Below are 16,809 nucleotides of genomic sequence, written 5' to 3' on the forward strand. Positions count from 1 at the left end.
ATCCTACCGGCGCAGCGAGAGGAACCGACTACTGGGCGTCACGTCCGCCTGTCCCGTCCCCCGTTCCAGGCAGCCGATATGCGCGGTTGCGTTTGCCTCCCTCCGCGATTATCCGCCCCTCCTGCGAAAGCCTCGTCAGGTGGCGCAGCGCGGTGCGCGAGGTCACTCCCGTCATCGCCGCGACGTCCGAGCTTGATATGCGATCCCGGGCGGACAGCATGCGAAGGATCGCCACGTCGACTTCACCCCCTGACGGGGCGGACGTGCCGCTGCCATTGTCCGTCGAGACCCTTGCCCGGGTGACGGCCGACGCGCCCTCGGCGCCGATGTCTGGGCCCGGGGCCGGCACGAACGCGCGGAACACGTCCCCGTCCTCCAGCACGGGCTCGCGCCCCGAGTAGAGGCGCGAGTACTTGTACAGGTTGCGGGTGCCGCTGCCGAGCTCGTCGGCGCGGCCGATCTGGGTGAAGAACCCCGCGATGATCGGGTTCTTGGGCATCGGGTTGAAATCGTCCAGGGTGACCCGCCCCTCGAACAGGGCGCGGCTGGCGTTCTGCGTGCGGATCCCATCGGCGCCGATCACGATGCGCGCGATGAGCGGGTGCGTGTACTCGCGGTGGATGAGCAGGTTCGACACCAGCTCGCGGCAGATGATGTTGCGCGCACTCACCCGTATCCCGTCCTCGAGCACGAACGGATCGGGAAGACGCTCCTGCACGAACGCGAGCAGCCGGTCGTACGAGTCAATCAGGTTCGTGGCCACGGTCAGCCGGTCGTCATACCGGTCCGGATTCCGTCGTCGCACGAGCGCGTCGGTCTTATAGGCGGGGCACACGTCCCCGATCACCTCGTCCGAGCCCAGCAGCAGCACCGCCGCCAGCGTGAGGCCCTGCTCGCCGGTCTGCCGGTCGCGCCCGTACAGCTTCGCCGCGCGCAGCATATGCTCGACGTCCAGCCCGAGCCAGGGATGGTCCGGGTCGCGCAGGCGGATCATCTCGCGCACTCTCCCGATCAGATCTGCGCGCAGGTCCTCCATGCCCACGTACGGGTAGATGCGCCGTTCGGAGTACAGGTTCTGCTTGCGCATGTACATGAGCGACACCTGCGCGTCGTCACGCACCTTGATGTCCGCGTCAGCCCGACGGTCGTACGCCACGTTCCTGTACCGGTAGACCGACGGCCCCGCCGGCACCCATACGCGTACCACCACGCCCCGGCCGGTATCTATGCGCTCCGTCTCCACCGCGGGAGCCGGGCCGAACGCGTTCGGGTTGCACGTCACGTTCGCGATGTTGCGTTCGATGTCCCGCACGAGCCTCGGGTTCACCCCGAGCACGTTCCCGTCGTCGTCCACGCCCAGGAAGATGCTGCCGCCCTGCCTGTTCGCGAACGAGCACACCGTCTCGAACACGTCCGCCTCCGGCAGCGAGCCGCAGCGCTTGAACTCCTGCGACACGCCCTCGCCCTGCGCGAGCCGGGAACCAAGCTCCTCAGGCGTCATACGACACCACCTCCGCATCTAACCGACATTTTATCCGACATTTTATCGGACATGTCCGATAAAAACAGCAATGGCGTCGCACCGGCGCATCGGTCCGGCACGCCGGGCGCACGGCCACGATCGTCTCGTCCCGGCCCGGCCGCGGTACGGCCGCCATACGGTGGTCCGGTTCAATGGCGTGGCCTATGCCGCATGTTCGGAGCGGACCGTCGCGACTCCGTCCGGTGATGTCTCATCGGACGGAATGGTAACGGGTGGCCCGTCCCGTCCCGCGCTTCTCCGTGACGCCCTCCGCGGTCAGCGAGGACAGCAGTTTGCCGGCGCCGGAGCGCGTGAGCCCGGTCCGCTCCTGCAGCTCCGCGCGGGAGACCCCCTCCGGGCGCGCGGCCAGATCGAGCGCCACCCGACGGTTCGAGGACGGGGCGGCGATGGTCTCCGGCTCCGCGGCGGGAACGGACCACCGTCCCGCGGCCGGGCGCTGGGGTTGTGCGAGGGCAGCGTGAGCTTGAACGCGTTGTCGCTGACCTCGAATCCCGGCTGGACAGGGGCGTCGCGGTAGTCGTCGAGAATCTTGGGGATGCCCGTACCATACGCCTCGACCCAGCGCAGACGGTACAGGATCGCCGCAAGACCGGGATTGCGCTGCAGGGAGACGCCGAGCATCATGTCCCCTCTGGTCATACCGCGCGGCAGACCTCCGAAGTTCACCAGCTCCATTCGGTCGTCGAACATGCTCACCAGGGCCGGGCCGGTGAGCGAATAGTCGCGGTGCACCACGAGATTGAGCAGCGCCTCGCGCACCACCGCAGGACTGTAGTCTCGCCGGTCGCGCCGACGCAGCGACTCGTCGAACGTGGAACGGGTCGAGTTGAACCGGTTGACGTACTCCGCCACCCCGCGGAACTGCGAGAACAGGGAGCCGGAGAACTCCTCGCGGCTGGTGAACGTGAGCTTGTCCGCCCCCTCGAACACTGCGGCCTTGATCGAGGCCGTGCACTGGTCCGACAGCAGCCACGCCAGATTCGTGTACAGGCCATCACCATCGACCAGCCCCAGTGACCGCCTCTCCCCGTCGCCGAACGGGATCCCGGCCTCGCCGAACTCGCCGCTGGCGGCATCGAACGTGAGCGACTGGTCCACGCTCACGGTCCGCTCGAACGGCACGCGCGACGTGTCACGCAGCATCTCCAGAATCGCCGGCTCGGACGCCGGAATGGATCCCGCTCCCAGACGGATGTACACACCCGACGGACGAGGGCCCCTATCACGCAGATAGTAAGGACGATCCGTGCCGGGCCTGACGTCGACGACCACGACCGGCCTGCCCGAACGCACGCCGGAGCCGATATCCACGAAACGGGCCAGATCCGGACTGATCCCGTTGCTGATCGACTGCATGGCCCGCAGCATGCACGCGTCCACGTCCTCCACGCCCACCGGCGTGCCATCGTCGTCGACCCCGACCACGATCCTGCCGCCGTCCGAGTTCGCGAACGCCACGACGGTCTTTTTCGCGCTGTCGTTCCAATCCAGCTTAAACTCCAGACGCTGTCCCTCCCGCTCCACGGGCGTCCCCTCCGGCACCGGATTCTCCCATCTCCCACTCTTCTACCACTTTTCTCCTACTTTTCTACCACCAGTGGGAGAAAAGTAGGAGAAAACAGCAGAGGCAAGACGTCCCGAAACACCATGAGCCGGCAACGGGACGCGCATCCGATTCATCATCCATCCCGTCCGGTGTCCCTAAAAGAAAGGTTCCTGAAGATGACAGGAAATACTAGCAAGTGGCGCGCGCCGCTCGCCGGCCTGGCCCCGATCGCGATGCTCGCGACCATGGGCATGGTCGCCGGTACGGCGAACGCCGCGGTGGGTGATGTGCCCGAGGTGAATCTGCACATCGATACGACGTACACGAACGCCGCTGGTTTCGGTGCCGACAAGGACGGCGTTAGGGTCGTCAAGGACGCCGACAAGGACAACAACTTGAATGTCGAGCTGTCGAACGCCTCCACGCTGGCGGACATGAACAGCGTCAGCTCCAAGTGGGTGTTCACCGGATGGTACACGTCCCCGAACGCGGGCGAGGCGTACGACCCGTCGGCCGAGCTGTCCACGAGCGCTCCGAAGGATCTGTACGCGCATTACGCGCAGCTGGATCAGGCCGTCCAGGTCAAGCTTCCTTCCTCCGTCGAGACGACGTTCGCCGACGGCTACTACACGTCCGACGGCAACGCTTTCTACTTGAACCGCGCTGATTCCGTCGCCGCCTGGCAGGTCGCGACCTCCGACAAGAACAAGGGCAACCACAAACTGTTCTCCGCCTATCAGGCCGACACCGACGGAGACGGCAACTACGAGGACGTGGCGCTGAGCGGCAAGACCGGCGACGCTCTGGCCGATCTGATCAGCCCGGAGCCCGCCGGCACCGCGGTCCTCAACCTGCGTGAGAACCTCGACGAGAACGCCAAGGTCGTGGAATACAAGATCAGCAGCCAGAATGCCGCCAAGGGCTGGAAGCTGAACGGCGACGCCAAGGTCGACGTGCACATGAACGGCGTCGCACCGCAGCAGTCCGCCAGCAAGGACGGCGGCTACACCGCCTCCTCCTGGAACAACGAGGACACGAAGAAGGCCTGGGACTTCTCCGCCCCGGTCAAGACCGACCTCACCCTGTGGCTTGACGTCACGGACGCCGCGGCCACCTACACGGTGACCTACCACGTCGAGACCAGCAAGGCGGCGTTCGGCGCGCTCAAGGACGCCACCTACACGGTTCAGGCACCGGCCGGCGAAGCACTGCCTGCCCATGAGGTGCCCGGTGCCAAGGAAGGCTACAAGTTCCTCGGCTGGACCACGAATAATTCCCTCGCGAGTAGCGCGTTCGTCAAGGACGTGAACCTGTTCGACGGCATTGTCGATAAGAATCTTGACGTGTACGCGGTGTACGCGCCGGAGTACATCGAGGTGACCTACAACCTTGGCTACCCGACCTCGAACAAGACCTACACCACCCAGAAGTACTCCGACGGCGACACGTTCAAGGCCCCGACCGACCCGACCCGCGACGGCGGCTACGAGTTCCTGAACTGGACCCCGACCATCGCATGGCAGAACTACACCGTGAACCTGACGCTCAACGGCGAGATCTGGTCTCAGGGCTCCGCCCCGCGCCAGATCCCGACCGAGTACACCGCCAACTGGGTGCTCGGCACCAAGGAATCCCTCGCGGATTACGAGAACAAGGTCCCGGAGAACTACCTGAAGAAGGACGCGACCAACTACAAGAACGGCGACGATGAGTCCCAGCCGTACTTCACCGCCGACTCGTTCGACCAGTACGTCAAGGACTGGCAGACCTACAAGAAGGACAAGGCCGCCAAGGGCACTCTGTCCCGTGATGAGATCGTCGCTCTGATCAAGGAGCTCTCCGGCTTCCAGTCCAAGCTGGTCGAGACCGGCACCGCGCCGCTGTACCGCGCGTACAACAAGAACAACGGCGACCATTACTACACCAAGAGCAAGGCCGAGTACGAGGCGCTGGTCAAGCTCGGCTGGAACGCCGAAGGCAACAAGTTCGACGCTGTCAGGACTCGCACGGCCAGCACCGGCTCCTACGCGGGCGATCCGAAGGCCGTGCCGGCCAACCTCGGCGAGAAGGTGTTCAGCGTGTACAATCCGAACACGGGTGAGCACCTGCTGACCTCGGAGACCGAGGCCAAGGCCCTGGCCAGGGTCGGCTGGAACAACGAGGGCCTGAAGTTCTACGCCCCGCAGAACGGCTCCGTGGCCGTCTACCGCATCTACAACCCGAACACCAACGGCCCGGCCCACGCCTACGTCGGCAAGGACGAGGGCACGAAGGTCGTCGCCAAGGGCTGGAAGTGGGACAACAACGCCAACGCCGTCTACCAGTTCACCAAGTGAACCAGTAGCACATAGCCCGTCACATCAGCTCATGGTCTGAAGCGACGGGAAGGGCCCCGCAGCCGGATTGTTCCGGTTGCGGGGCCCTGTCATTCGTTAATTCATGCGTTCGAGCAGTTACTCGTTTGTGGGCGAACCGGTTCTGTGTTCCGTTATTGCGTGTTCCGTCGTGGTCGATGGAGTCAGCCCTATTCCCCTTTTTGCCCAATAGGGACATGTTCGCCACGACGAGGATGAGTGGTCAGGGAACGTTCAAATGACGGAGCGTGATTCCCATGCCATTCGCCGATTGACGGCAGAAGGACCGGATGGAGTTCCGACAAATCACACAAACGGATCCGAAGAGCTGTCGAACTGTCGAACTGATTCTTATCCGCGTAACAGGCCCTCTTCTCGTATCACGGAATCGTACGGAGGACTGCCCCAATAGCTCTCTTTCGATTGCTTGATGGCTTTAGACGTCACGGGACCAGACGATGTTCTGGTCGAGTGAGGAATCATCGGCATCGATAAATTCTCCGTCCATGTTGCAGACCAATACCCTATCGCAGCCTATCCAGAGGTTATCCAGTTGTCCATCGAGAAAGGCTCGTACCTGATGGAGGGCCGTCCAGTCGAACGTTTCAACGTCCGACGTCAAACGGTAGTCGTCAGGCGTCGAATCCTCGAATCGCAACGAGTCGGGAATCGCTTTCCTTTCTTTGTCATAGCATAGGGTCGGCGGGAATCGGTACTCCTCCGTCACGGAGATGACGGCCCATTCGTCGTCAATGCAATGCTCGATTTTTACCGTGCAAGGGAAGTCGTCCCGGAAAAGCCGTGCGACTGCTTCAATCGCATGCTGACGCGTGGGGACCGTCATATGGGCATTTATCATTTGTAGCCACCTTCAACGGATACGAAGAAGGGTGGCGGCCTACCGGAGTATGCCACCACCCTTGATTATTTACCGGCTGATGTCAGTCTTGCAGTGAGTAGGCGTTCACTTGGCGGGGTAGGCCTTGAAGCCCACGCCCTCGTCGTTCCAGCCGGCCTTGACCGCGTTGTTGACCTCGGCCTTGCTCAGGGTGAACACGTGCTCGCCCGAGTTCGGGTTGTAGATACGCAGCACGTCATTGGACGCGTCCTTGGCCACGTACCAGCCGATGCCCTCGTACTTCCAGCCCGCCTTGACCGTGTGCTTGTACTCCACCTCGCTCAGCGTGTAGAAGTGCGAGCCATCGTTCGGGTTGTACAGACGGTACACCGGGGACGCGCTCTTGCTGCTCGTGGTCTGGAACTGCACGCCCTCGCCCTTCCAGCCGGCACGCACGACCGCGTTGTACTCGGCCTCGCTGGTCGTGTACAGGTGCGAACCGCCACGCGTCTCGTTCGGGTTGAACGCACGATACACAGCCACCCTGCCAGCCGGCACCTCAGCACCGTTCGACTTCACCAGCAGAGCCTTGGCCGCGTCGTACTTCGCGTTGAGCTTGACGGCCGCGTCGATCTGGGCCTGGGAGCCGGTCTTCAGACCGGTGTACGCGGCGTACTCGTCACGCAGCGCGTACTGGGCGTCCACGAACGACTTGGCGGACGCCTTCGTGTAACCGGCCGCCTCGACCGCGGCGTAGTCCTTCTCCACGTTCTCGTACTTGAGCACGCCATTGAAGTCATACGTCGCCTTCGTCACCTGAACAGCACCACTCCACCACAACGCCTTGAACTTGACCGGGCCGGTCAGGTCCTTGAGCTGCGTGGAGACAACAGGCTTGCTGTTGATGTCGAAGAAGTTCTCGAACTTGTCGTTGTACGCGTAGAACTGGCCGTTCGCCGAGTTCAGCACCAGACCCTCGGCGGCAGAATCACCGTCAGAGACGACCTGCCAGGCGCCGAAGGTGTAGCCGGCACGGGTCGGGACCGGGAAGCTGATCGCAGCGCCCTCGGCGACGGTGGCCCACTGGGAGGTGGATCCGTCGGCGAACTTGCCGCCGTTCGCATCAAGCAGGTACGCGTGATCCGTGGACCAGTGCGCCGTCAGCTCGGTCGTAGACTTCGCGGCCGGGGCCTTCACCGTGGTCACCACGTCCTTGGCAGAACCGTACTCCCAGCCCGTAAGCTTGGAGGCCGTGTACTCGCCCTTGTCGGCATCCTGCTGGGCCTCGGTCTGGTAGTACTCCTCCAGACCAGCCGGCAGAGTCACCGTGGAACCCGGACGCACGTACTCGATGATACGAGCACCCAGAGCGGTCTTGTATTTGAGGTTGAGCTTGATACGGGACACGTTCGTGTAGTCCCAGCCAGCATACAGGTTCACCACGCCGGTGGCATCCTTGAAGTTCGCGTCGACCGACTTGTCGAAATCGTACTTGTTCGACTGACCGCTCGCGTCACGCACCGTGTACCAGCCCGTGAACACCGCACCAGCCTGAGCCGGAGTCGTCGGGGCAGTGACCTGCTGGTCAGACGTCGTCTCGACCTTCTCGGTAGCGACGCCACGGGCGCCGCCGTCCTGATAGTTGAACACCACGGTCACATCCTGAGCGGAAGCGTCCGCCGGGGTGAACACGGCGTTGGCGTCAACGTCATCCGCATTGTAGTAGTCGTTGCCGGTGCCGATGTTCTTGCCGGCGCTGATCGGGGTCTTGAAGTCGTAGTCCCACGATCCCTTGGCGTTCTGGTTCATCGGCAGACGGTAGGCCGGGAACGCGTGGCCGTTGAGCGTGGCGCGAGTGAACTTGACGGACTCGCCCAGATTGCGGAACGTGATCGTGGCCACGTTCTGAGCGGCGGCCACACGCGGGTACAGGGTGGTGTCAGCGTTGATCGCGGCACCCTCGTACAGGGCATCGGAGGACTTGGAGGCGCTGTACGTGGTCGTCCAACCGACGAACGTGTCGCTCGGCCAGGCAGAGGCACCCGGCTCCTTCGGGGAACCGTTGGCGTTGGTGTCCAGAGCGGCGGCGTAGTCGTCGGCCGTCAGGGCGGAGCCCTTGGCGATCTTTACCGTCTTGTCAGCGGCAGTCACGGAGTTGGTGTTGTCCACGTCGAAGGTGACCGTGACCGCGTCCTTGTACTGGGCGAACAGCTTCACGTCACCCGTCAGCACGTAGTCGGACGGCACCTTGTGCTCGCCAGCCAGATCCGTCGAGAAATACGACAGGATCTTCGAGGAATCACCGTCGTACGGATCGGCCAGAGAGGTCAGATCTTCGACCTGACCATACGTGCCCTTGACCTCGACAGCGGTGGAACGGTCGTAGGGCTGGTCCGCACGATACACCAAGACCGTGTACTTAGTCGCGTTAGAACCGTCGCTCGCAGCCTCGGACCAATCCGAAGCCGTCACGTTCGTGGCCGCGTTCGCCGTACCGGCGACCATGCCCATGGTCGCGAGCATCGCGATCGAGGCCAGGCCGGCGAGCGGCGCGCGCCACTTGCTAGTATTTCCTGTCATCTTCAGGAACCTTTCTTTTAGGGGCACAGGAAACACGCGAATCGCGTCTGTCGGAAAATCCCATGAAAGAAATCCCATGACGGGCCGGCTGATGAAAACGGCCCCGCGATGCGGGGCCGCCCGGATTCCGGTTACTTGCGGTCACGCCAGTCCTTGGCGATCGCGTACATAACGAGAACGCCGAGGAACACGGTCACCCACGCCCTGTCGGCGTAGTAGGCGAGCACGACCACCGCAATGGTCATGATGCCCGGACCGGGGCCGGATTTACCGGATTTGGGAGGCGAAGCCATGATGGCTTCCTTTCTGTTGGTCGGCGACCGGACCGGGTGGCCCGGTCGATCGCCCATGCGTTTCGGGGCCTCGGTTCAATGAAGCCCGACCGCGCATGCGCGGTAGAAACATGTTACATCGGCAGGGATGGGAGCTCCTCGGCGCGCAGACGTTCTCTGTTCGCTGAGAAGACGGCTGGGAATGGCTGTAGCCGCTTGTACTGTTCGCTCGTGGGTGTCTATACTTGAAGCTGTCGATGAAAGGGTCGGTTCAACTTCGAGGTTCTTTTAGGCGGCCGCTCAAAAGCTTTGGCCTCGTTGGGCCCCGGGTCGATAGGGCGTCCGGGAGGCGTCCTCTGTTGGCGAAGACCGCCGGCACCGCAATGCCGGCGGTCTTTTTCCGTTCCTGCGATGTTGTTATGCCAGAGCGACCGTAAGGACGCAGCCGGGGCCACGGAATGGAGCTCTCCGACACCGGGAAACCGGATTGTGGCATTCATCCTTCCGTGTTGAACCGCCACATTCTCGCGCATCCGGGACGGAGTCTTCGGATCGGCCCGTGTGCGCCGTCCAGTGATCGATTTCCCCGAAGCCCTCTGTCATGGCGTGGGTTCCATCCGTTTCCAGCGCGTCGCAACGACGCGGATACGCGACTGCCGACAGGCATGGAACATGGCCGATCGGCAACACCCGAGCCGACATCGGATCACACGCGAGTTGATTCCATACCCGTGTTCCCGGCGTCCCTAAAAGAAAGGTTCCTGAAGATGACAGGAAATACTAGCAAGTGGCGCGCGCCGCTCGCCGGCCTGGCCTCGATCGCGATGCTCGCGACCATGGGCGTCGCCGCGACGACCGCCAACGCCGCGACTCCGGTTTCGGATCCCGTCGTGGACACGCTTGCGGATCCGACCGCAGCCGCGACGTACTCGGTGAAGGTGTACCGTGCCGATCAGCCCTACGCCGATCTCGGCAGTACCTACACCTTCGGCAGCTACAAGTACGGTGACACGTTCCAGCTGGACGATATCACTCGTGACGTGTACAAGGATGCGAATGACCACAAGGTGCTGACCGGCTATTCCTACGACAAGGCCGGCAACAACAAGGTCGCTGACGGCAAGATCGCCATCAAGGGCGACACCAAGCTGTACGCCCAGTACGCCACCGCGAATACGGTCAAGTTCAATGTCCCGGGAGCCAAGACGGTCGAGGTCAAGTCCGGCTCTGCTCTGGATGCCGAGACCTATGCCGCCTCCGGTGCCGAGGCTGCAGCGGACGCTGCGAAGCCGACTAACACGAAGTTCGTGGGTTGGAAGCTGTCCAAGGCCGCGGATGCCAACGACTTCTACACGACCCAGCCCATCACGTCCGACACGATCCTGTACCCGGTGTACGAGAAGTACTCCGGAACGCAGGATCAGGAGAACGTGGCCGTGGTCGTGTTCCATGTGAGCGACTCCACCGCTGACTACACGCGCTACACGCTGACCGGTCACCCGTTCCCGGCGTTCCGCGCCCCCGCCTCCACCTCCACTGATACGACGACTAAGTATCTTGCCGGCGTCAAGCAGTGGAGCGCCGCGAAGGACAACTCCTCCGCGTACGACTTCACCGCGAACGTCGCGAACAGCAACGTCGACTTCGGCGCCGCTGATTTGACCCTGTATGGCTTCGGCGACTATGGCGACAAGAACTGGACCGTGACCTACGACTTCAAGTACGGCAGCGTCTACGGCGCGAAGTACACGGTCGATGACGTTGACGGCAATGCCGGCAACGGCGCTCAGGTGAACGTGGCCGAGGGCTCCACCATCGTCGAGCCGAACGATCCGGCCTACTGGAACGCTGAGTTCACCGGCTGGTACGACAAGAACAACGCGAAGGTCGACTTCAACACTCCGGTGCAGAACATCCCGGGTGCCGATCCGTCCACCCGCACGCTGACCGTTCACGCCGGCTGGGACCAGGACAACATCAAGCAGGTCACCTACTACTACGGCTACTACGTTGCCGGCTGGAACAACCCGAGCTTCGACCTCAAGAACATCAAGAAGCACACGGGCGTCGCGGTCGACTTCGTGACCGGTGACAGCAAGATCAACGCCCCGACCGGTGTGGAGGACTACTTCCAGACTCAGGCCGATCAGGCTCACAACACCTACACGTCCCGCACCGTGTCCGCGTGGGTCTCGACCAAGGATGGCGCTCCGATCAGCACTGTGAAGGCCAAGACCTCCGTGTACGCCCTGTGGGACGGTGCCGCTGCGGTCAAGCTCAACGGCAACGGCGGACAGTTCTCCAACGGTGAGCTGTACGCCTACGCCACCAAGACCGATGGCCAGAAGTGGCAGGATGTCGTCGTCACCCCGACCCGCTCCGGCTTCGATTTCGCCGGCTGGTACAAGAACGACGTCAACGTCCCCGGCAACAAGGCCAACCTGTACGACGGCATCTACGCCGACGGTACCAAGATCGGCGAGAACGACGAGCTTATCGCCAAGTGGACCCCGAGCGAGCAGCTTGACAACGCCGCGGCCCTGAGCGCGTGGCCGCTCATCGGCGCCGTTGAGCCCGACTGGAAGCCGGACTTCAAGAACATCAAGGCCGACTACAAGCTGGCCGAGAAGTACGCGAAGACCGACGCCTCCTGGAAGACCTACGTCGACACCGTCTACGCTCTCCAGGACGAGTACGACGCGTACTCCAAGCTCTCCGGTCAGGCGAAGATCGATGCGGGCAACAAGCTCGCCGCGAAGCTCGCCACCGCTCAGGGCAAGCTGGTTGATGATAAGGCTCCGGCTGGTACGACGACCGTGTACCGCTTGTTCAACCCGAATGCGCGTGATGCTGGTTCGCACCATTACACGGCTTCGGTGGTGGAGTACAACAGCCTGGTGCGCAAGGGCTGGCGTGCGGAGGGCGTGAGCTTCGTGACCACGTCGGATGGCAAGCCGGTGTACCGTGCGTACAACCCGAACGACGGCGGTCACTTCTACACGCTGTCGAAGGTGGAGCTGGATCATGCGGTGAAGGCAGGCTGGAAGGACGAGGGCATCGCGTTCCGCGTGTCCGATGGTTCGAAGGTGCCGCTGTACCGCATCTACAACCCGAACTCGGGCGAGCACGCGTACACGACCGGTGCCGGTGAGGCGAAGGCCGCGGTCAAGGCGGGCTGGAACGACGAGGGCATCGCCTGGAACGTCATCAAGTGACCTTCCCCGGCGGGGGTGAGGACGATCCGACTAGGGTCTGACATCCCCGCCCGTGCCTAGACGAATTGAGGGGTTCCTCCCAACCGGACTTGTTCCGGATGGGAGGAACCCCTCTCTCTTCGTATGCTCGCGTGTCCTTCAGGGCGGGATCATGCCGGCCCCCGCATGGATCCGCCGGTGTTCCCGCATACGGCGCATCCCACGTGGGGGAACGTGTTCGTGGAGGAACGGCAACGAATATGCGGAAGGGCCCCGCAGCCGGATTGTTCCGGTTGCGGGGCCCTCGCTTATGCTCAGGGATTCTGGGAGGAATCCCGGGAGCGGGTCAGTCTACAGGCTTGGCGTTCACTTGGCGGGGTAGGCCTTGAAGCCCACGCCCTCGTCGTTCCAGCCGGCCTTGACCGCGTTGTTGACCTCGGCCTTGCTCAGGGTGAACACGTGCTCGCCCGAGTTCGGGTTGTAGATACGCAGCACGTCATTGGACGCGTCCTTGGCCACGTACCAGCCGATGCCCTCGTACTTCCAGCCCGCCTTGACCGTGTGCTTGTACTCCACCTCGCTCAGCGTGTAGAAGTGCGAGCCATCGTTCGGATTGTACAGACGGTACACCGGGGACGCGCTCTTGCTGCTCGTGGTCTGGAACTGCACGCCCTCGCCCTTCCAGCCGGCACGCACGACCGCGTTGTACTCGGCCTCGCTGGTCGTGTACAGGTGCGAACCGCCACGCGTCTCGTTCGGGTTGAACGCACGATACACAGCCACCCTGCCAGCCGGCACGACGGCGGAATCGGACTTCACCAGGCTCTTCTGAGCAGCCTGCAGCTTGGCAGCAAGCTTCTCGGCGGCGTCCTTCTTGGCCTGACCCTTGGCGTCGCGGTAGGCCTCGTAGTCGTCCTTCAGGGTGTAGACGGTGTCCACGTACGCCTTCCAGGAGGCCTCGGTGAAGCCGTACTTGTCGAACAGCGCGTAGTCCGCGGTCTTGTTCTTGAAGGACGGGACGGTCACGCCGAACTCGTCGGTCGGCAGGGCGCTGACCAGCGGGTACGCGGTCAGGGCCGCGTCAACGGACTGCGAACCGGACTGCTGCCACTGAGCAACCAGCTCATCGCCATCCTTGATCGGGGCGCGCTGGGCGCCGGTGGCGTCGTACCAGTGGTTGTCGGAGAGGTTGGCGTGCAGGCTCTTATCGACGGAGCTGACCCAGTTGATGAAGTTGTAGCCATCACGGGTCGGGGTTTCGACGACGTTCTGCAGCTGCTGGCCGTCGGCGATGGTCGCGTAGGCGTAGCCGGTGTTGTTCTTGAAGGTACCACCGTTGGCGTTCAGCTTGACGGCGAGGGCGGAGGACCACTTCGCGTAGACCTCGATGCCCGCGGCGCCGGCCGGGACGGACGCGATCGGAGCGTCATCGTTCACGGCGAGCCAAGCGGTCACGGACTGGTCGGTCCAGTCACCGTGGGCCACGTTGGCAGCGGTCTGGAAGTGCTGCTCGAGGTTGGCCGGAGCGGTCAGGGCGGTGCCGGCAGTCACGTAGTCGATGGCCTTGCCGGTCTTGGACAGGACCTTGCCGTTCGCGTCAGCGGTGGTGACCGGGAACGTGAAGTTGTCCCACGGGTGGACCGGCTCGGTGCGGTTGTAGCCGAAGTAGAACACGACCGGGACGATGTTCTCGGTATCCCAGCCGGCCTTCACGGTCACCGTACGGGTGGACGCATCAGCGCCCGGCAGGTCCTCGACGTTCTTGGAGAAGTCGACCTTGGTGGTGCCGCTGAACCAGCCGGTGAACTGGGCGTTCTTCTTGGCCGGATCGGACGGCTGCGGGGCCTGGGTACCCTCGGCCACGTACTGGTAGGCCGTGGTGCCGTGGGCGGTGGTCGTGCCGTTGTCGAGCGTCGCGTTCGCGCCGTCGAAGTCGTACTTCACGGTCCAGGCGTTGCTGGAGGAGAACTTCACGCCGTTGACAGTCAGATCGGCCTTGCCGTAATCCTCGTTGCCGTTGGCAACGGTCGCGTTGAAGTCGTACGCGGTGCCGAGCGGGGCCTGCCACTGGTCCTGCTTGAGGCCCTGCGGGGCACGGAACTCCGGGAACGCCTTGTTCGCCAGTGTGTAGAAGCGCTGCGTGTTGGTCGTGCCGTTCTCGTGGAAGTCCACCACGGACACGTTCTGCTCATCCTCAGGAGCGGAGTAGCGCTCGTACACCGGGTACAGGGTGAGGTTGGAGTTCACGGCCTGGTTCGTGAACAGATCGTCCACGTCATCGGCCTTGGACTGCTTCCAGCCGGCGAACACATCGCCGGAGACCTTCGCGGTCTCCGCGGCGGCCTCGGCACCGGACTTGGCGTAGGCGGCGGCATCGATCGGAGAACCGGCCTTGACCTCGATCTTCTTGTCGGAGGAGTCGGCCTTGCCGTTCGCGTTGGTGTCGAAGGTCACGGTGTAGGCCTTGGCGTACTGGGCGTACAGGTTCGTGTCGCCCTTGACCGCGATCAGGTCCTTCGCCGGACGGGTGCCGGCCAGATCGTACGTGTAACCGGTCAGGATCTTGCCATCGGTCGCGGAGTTGTACGGCTCAACGGAGGAGTACGGATCGGCCACAGAACGCAGATCGAACGTGTCACCGTACTTGTACTGGGCACCGCTGTAGTTGAACGCCTTGTACGGAGCGTCAGCGGTGTAAAGGGCCACGCGGAACGCGTAAGTGCCGTGAACGTCATCGTCGTTCACCAGCGGATAAGCGTTGGCAGTGCTGGCGGCGACGCCCATGGTCGCGAGCATCGCGATCGAGGCCAGGCCGGCGAGCGGCGCGCGCCACTTGCTAGTATTTCCTGTCATCTTCAGGAACCTTTCTTTTAGGGCTATGGGTTTCCCGGGTAACGGCGGTCGAAAAGGCTTCTGTCATAAGGGGTCGCGAACACAGGGACTCCGCAACGGCACATCGCAGACACGGTTGGACACGACCGCGACGGCGCTCGCGGGTTCCGCAACGTCCCAACCGCGGAAATCGATTCACCTCGTCCGATCGTGTCTGGGCCCGTTCCGGACACGACCCAGACACGATACCGACGAGCCGTTTCACTACGTTCCAGACCGTGCTCCGGCCTGCGTTCCGGACCGCGTTCCTCCCCGCGCCCTGCCTCGCTTTCCACCGTTGAGCACGGCATCCCGCTCCATGTCCACGGCGTCCGCCACCTGTTCCAGCCTCTCGGGGAACAGGAACCCGTACACGTCCAGGGTCAGGCTCGCCGAGGCGTGACCCATCTGGCGTTGCAGGATCTTCACGTCCGCTCCGGCCTTGATCGCGATCGCCGCGTACGAATGCCGCAGACTGTGCGGGGTAAGCCCCTGCACGTCGCCCAGTTTCGCCAGTTCCACGGCCTTGTGCCACACCTTGCGCCGCCAGTTGTGATCGTTGATGTGCCCGCCGCGCATCGCACGGAACACGTACGCGGTCTCCGGCTGCCCCTTGATCTGCTCTTTCAACGGCTTGATGAGGAACTTCGGGATCGCCACCGTGCGCGGCTTGCCCGACTTCGGCGGCCCCAGCCGCTGCGCCTTCGCACTGTTCTTCCACGTGCGCCGGATGCGGGCCTTGCGATGTTCCAGATCCAGATCGCCCACCTGCAATGCGAACGACTCGTTGATGCGCGTGCCCACATAGCTTTGGAACCGGATGATCAGCCCGTCCACGGGCCTGCCCACGCTTGCCGCCGCATCGGCCAGCGCCTCGATCTCGTGGATGTCGAGGAAGATCAGATCGCGATACTCGGATTTCGGTATCTCCACGTCTCGCGCCGGATTGCTCATCAGATACCGCGACTTCACCGCGTAATCCAGCACCCCGGCGAACACCACTTTGACGATGCTCTTGACCGACCTCGGTGCCAGCGGCTTCGCCTTGCGTTCCGTGGACGACAGGCTCACCGGGTAGTCGCCCGTCGTCAGGTCGCTCACCCAGCGCGCCACGTCGTCGATGGTGATCGACCCGATCGGCGTGTTCTCCCAGCGCGGTTTCACGTACACGCGCAGCTCGCACTCGTAGCGGGCGCGCACGCCTTCACTCACGTGGTTCTTCGATCGCAGCCACATGTCGGCGATGTCGCCGAACGGTTTGCGCGCGTCGTTCGGATCTGCGTATCGTCCGCGACGCACGTCGTCCTCCATGCCGGCCTGGAACGCCTCCGCGTCGGCGAGTTTGGCGAACGATTTCGAATGCTGCCGGCGATTCTCGCCTTCGATCGTGTACCAGCGGCATCGCCATCGCTTACCCTTGCCGTAACGGGAGGAGCGCCATCGCTCCGGAACCTGCGCGGTCATCGGATCGCTCACCGCGGCAAGCGAACGCTTCGCGGTGGAGGACGGCGGGACGCCGTTGTCGTGTTTCAGCCAGAGATCATCAATCCATACCCTTGCCATTCATTCACAGTAGGCCTTCGATAGGCCCTGAGCAGGTCGTGGGAGCTT

The 16,809-nt window shown here is 63.3% G+C and carries 9 protein-coding genes; 2 read left to right on the forward strand and 7 right to left on the reverse strand.

Features of this window, described 5'->3' with window-relative positions; translation table 11 throughout:
* Nucleotides 1–28: 28 nt before the first annotated feature.
* Both BCAL_RS07805 and BCAL_RS07810 read right to left on the reverse strand, forming a co-directional pair.
* Entirely contained in the window at nt 29–1,501 is a 1,473-nt protein-coding gene (locus tag BCAL_RS07805) for an RNA-binding domain-containing protein (RefSeq protein ID WP_052119287.1), read from the reverse strand.
* Between the two features lie 297 nt (nt 1,502–1,798).
* A complete protein-coding gene (locus BCAL_RS07810) occupies nt 1,799–3,067 on the reverse strand; it encodes an RNA-binding domain-containing protein (RefSeq protein WP_052401204.1) in 1,269 nt (422 codons plus the stop codon).
* A gap of 198 nt (nt 3,068–3,265) precedes the next feature.
* Between BCAL_RS07810 and BCAL_RS07815 the strand changes: the two genes are divergently transcribed.
* Nucleotides 3,266–5,425 (forward strand): InlB B-repeat-containing protein, encoded by a 2,160-nt coding sequence (locus BCAL_RS07815; protein WP_043167272.1) that lies wholly within the window; start codon nt 3,266–3,268, stop codon nt 5,423–5,425.
* 454 nt (nt 5,426–5,879) lie between these two features.
* On the opposite strand, the gene BCAL_RS07820 is transcribed toward BCAL_RS07815, so the two are convergent.
* The 3 genes from BCAL_RS07820 to BCAL_RS13250 form a co-directional block, all read right to left on the reverse strand.
* The gene (locus BCAL_RS07820; RefSeq protein WP_152600418.1) at nt 5,880–6,287 is read right to left on the reverse strand and encodes a hypothetical protein; all 408 of its coding nucleotides are present in this window, start codon (nt 6,285–6,287) and stop codon (nt 5,880–5,882) included.
* A 120-nt stretch (nt 6,288–6,407) separates the two neighbouring features.
* Complete coding sequence (locus BCAL_RS12280; RefSeq protein WP_052401205.1) at nt 6,408–8,861, reverse strand: InlB B-repeat-containing protein; 2,454 nt, start codon at nt 8,859–8,861, stop codon at nt 6,408–6,410.
* A 131-nt stretch (nt 8,862–8,992) separates the two neighbouring features.
* A complete protein-coding gene (locus BCAL_RS13250; protein WP_156101972.1) occupies nt 8,993–9,154 on the reverse strand; it encodes a hypothetical protein in 162 nt (53 codons plus the stop codon).
* Between the two features lie 746 nt (nt 9,155–9,900).
* Between BCAL_RS13250 and BCAL_RS07830 the strand changes: the two genes are divergently transcribed.
* Nucleotides 9,901–12,348: an InlB B-repeat-containing protein gene (locus tag BCAL_RS07830; protein ID WP_043260063.1), complete on the forward strand. Its 2,448-nt coding sequence runs from the start codon at nt 9,901–9,903 to the stop codon at nt 12,346–12,348.
* A gap of 345 nt (nt 12,349–12,693) precedes the next feature.
* Here BCAL_RS07830 and BCAL_RS12285 read toward each other — a convergent pair whose 3' ends face one another.
* Complete coding sequence (locus BCAL_RS12285) at nt 12,694–15,180, reverse strand: InlB B-repeat-containing protein (RefSeq protein ID WP_052401206.1); 2,487 nt, start codon at nt 15,178–15,180, stop codon at nt 12,694–12,696.
* A 243-nt stretch (nt 15,181–15,423) separates the two neighbouring features.
* Nucleotides 15,424–16,761, reverse strand: a complete 1,338-nt coding sequence (locus tag BCAL_RS12290) for a tyrosine-type recombinase/integrase (protein WP_052119348.1) — start codon at nt 16,759–16,761, stop codon at nt 15,424–15,426.
* Between the last annotated feature and the right edge of the window lie 48 nt (nt 16,762–16,809).

Origin of the sequence: Bifidobacterium callitrichos DSM 23973, from assembly GCF_000741175.1 — a bacterium.
Taxonomy (GTDB): Bacteria; Actinomycetota; Actinomycetes; order Actinomycetales; family Bifidobacteriaceae; genus Bifidobacterium; species Bifidobacterium callitrichos.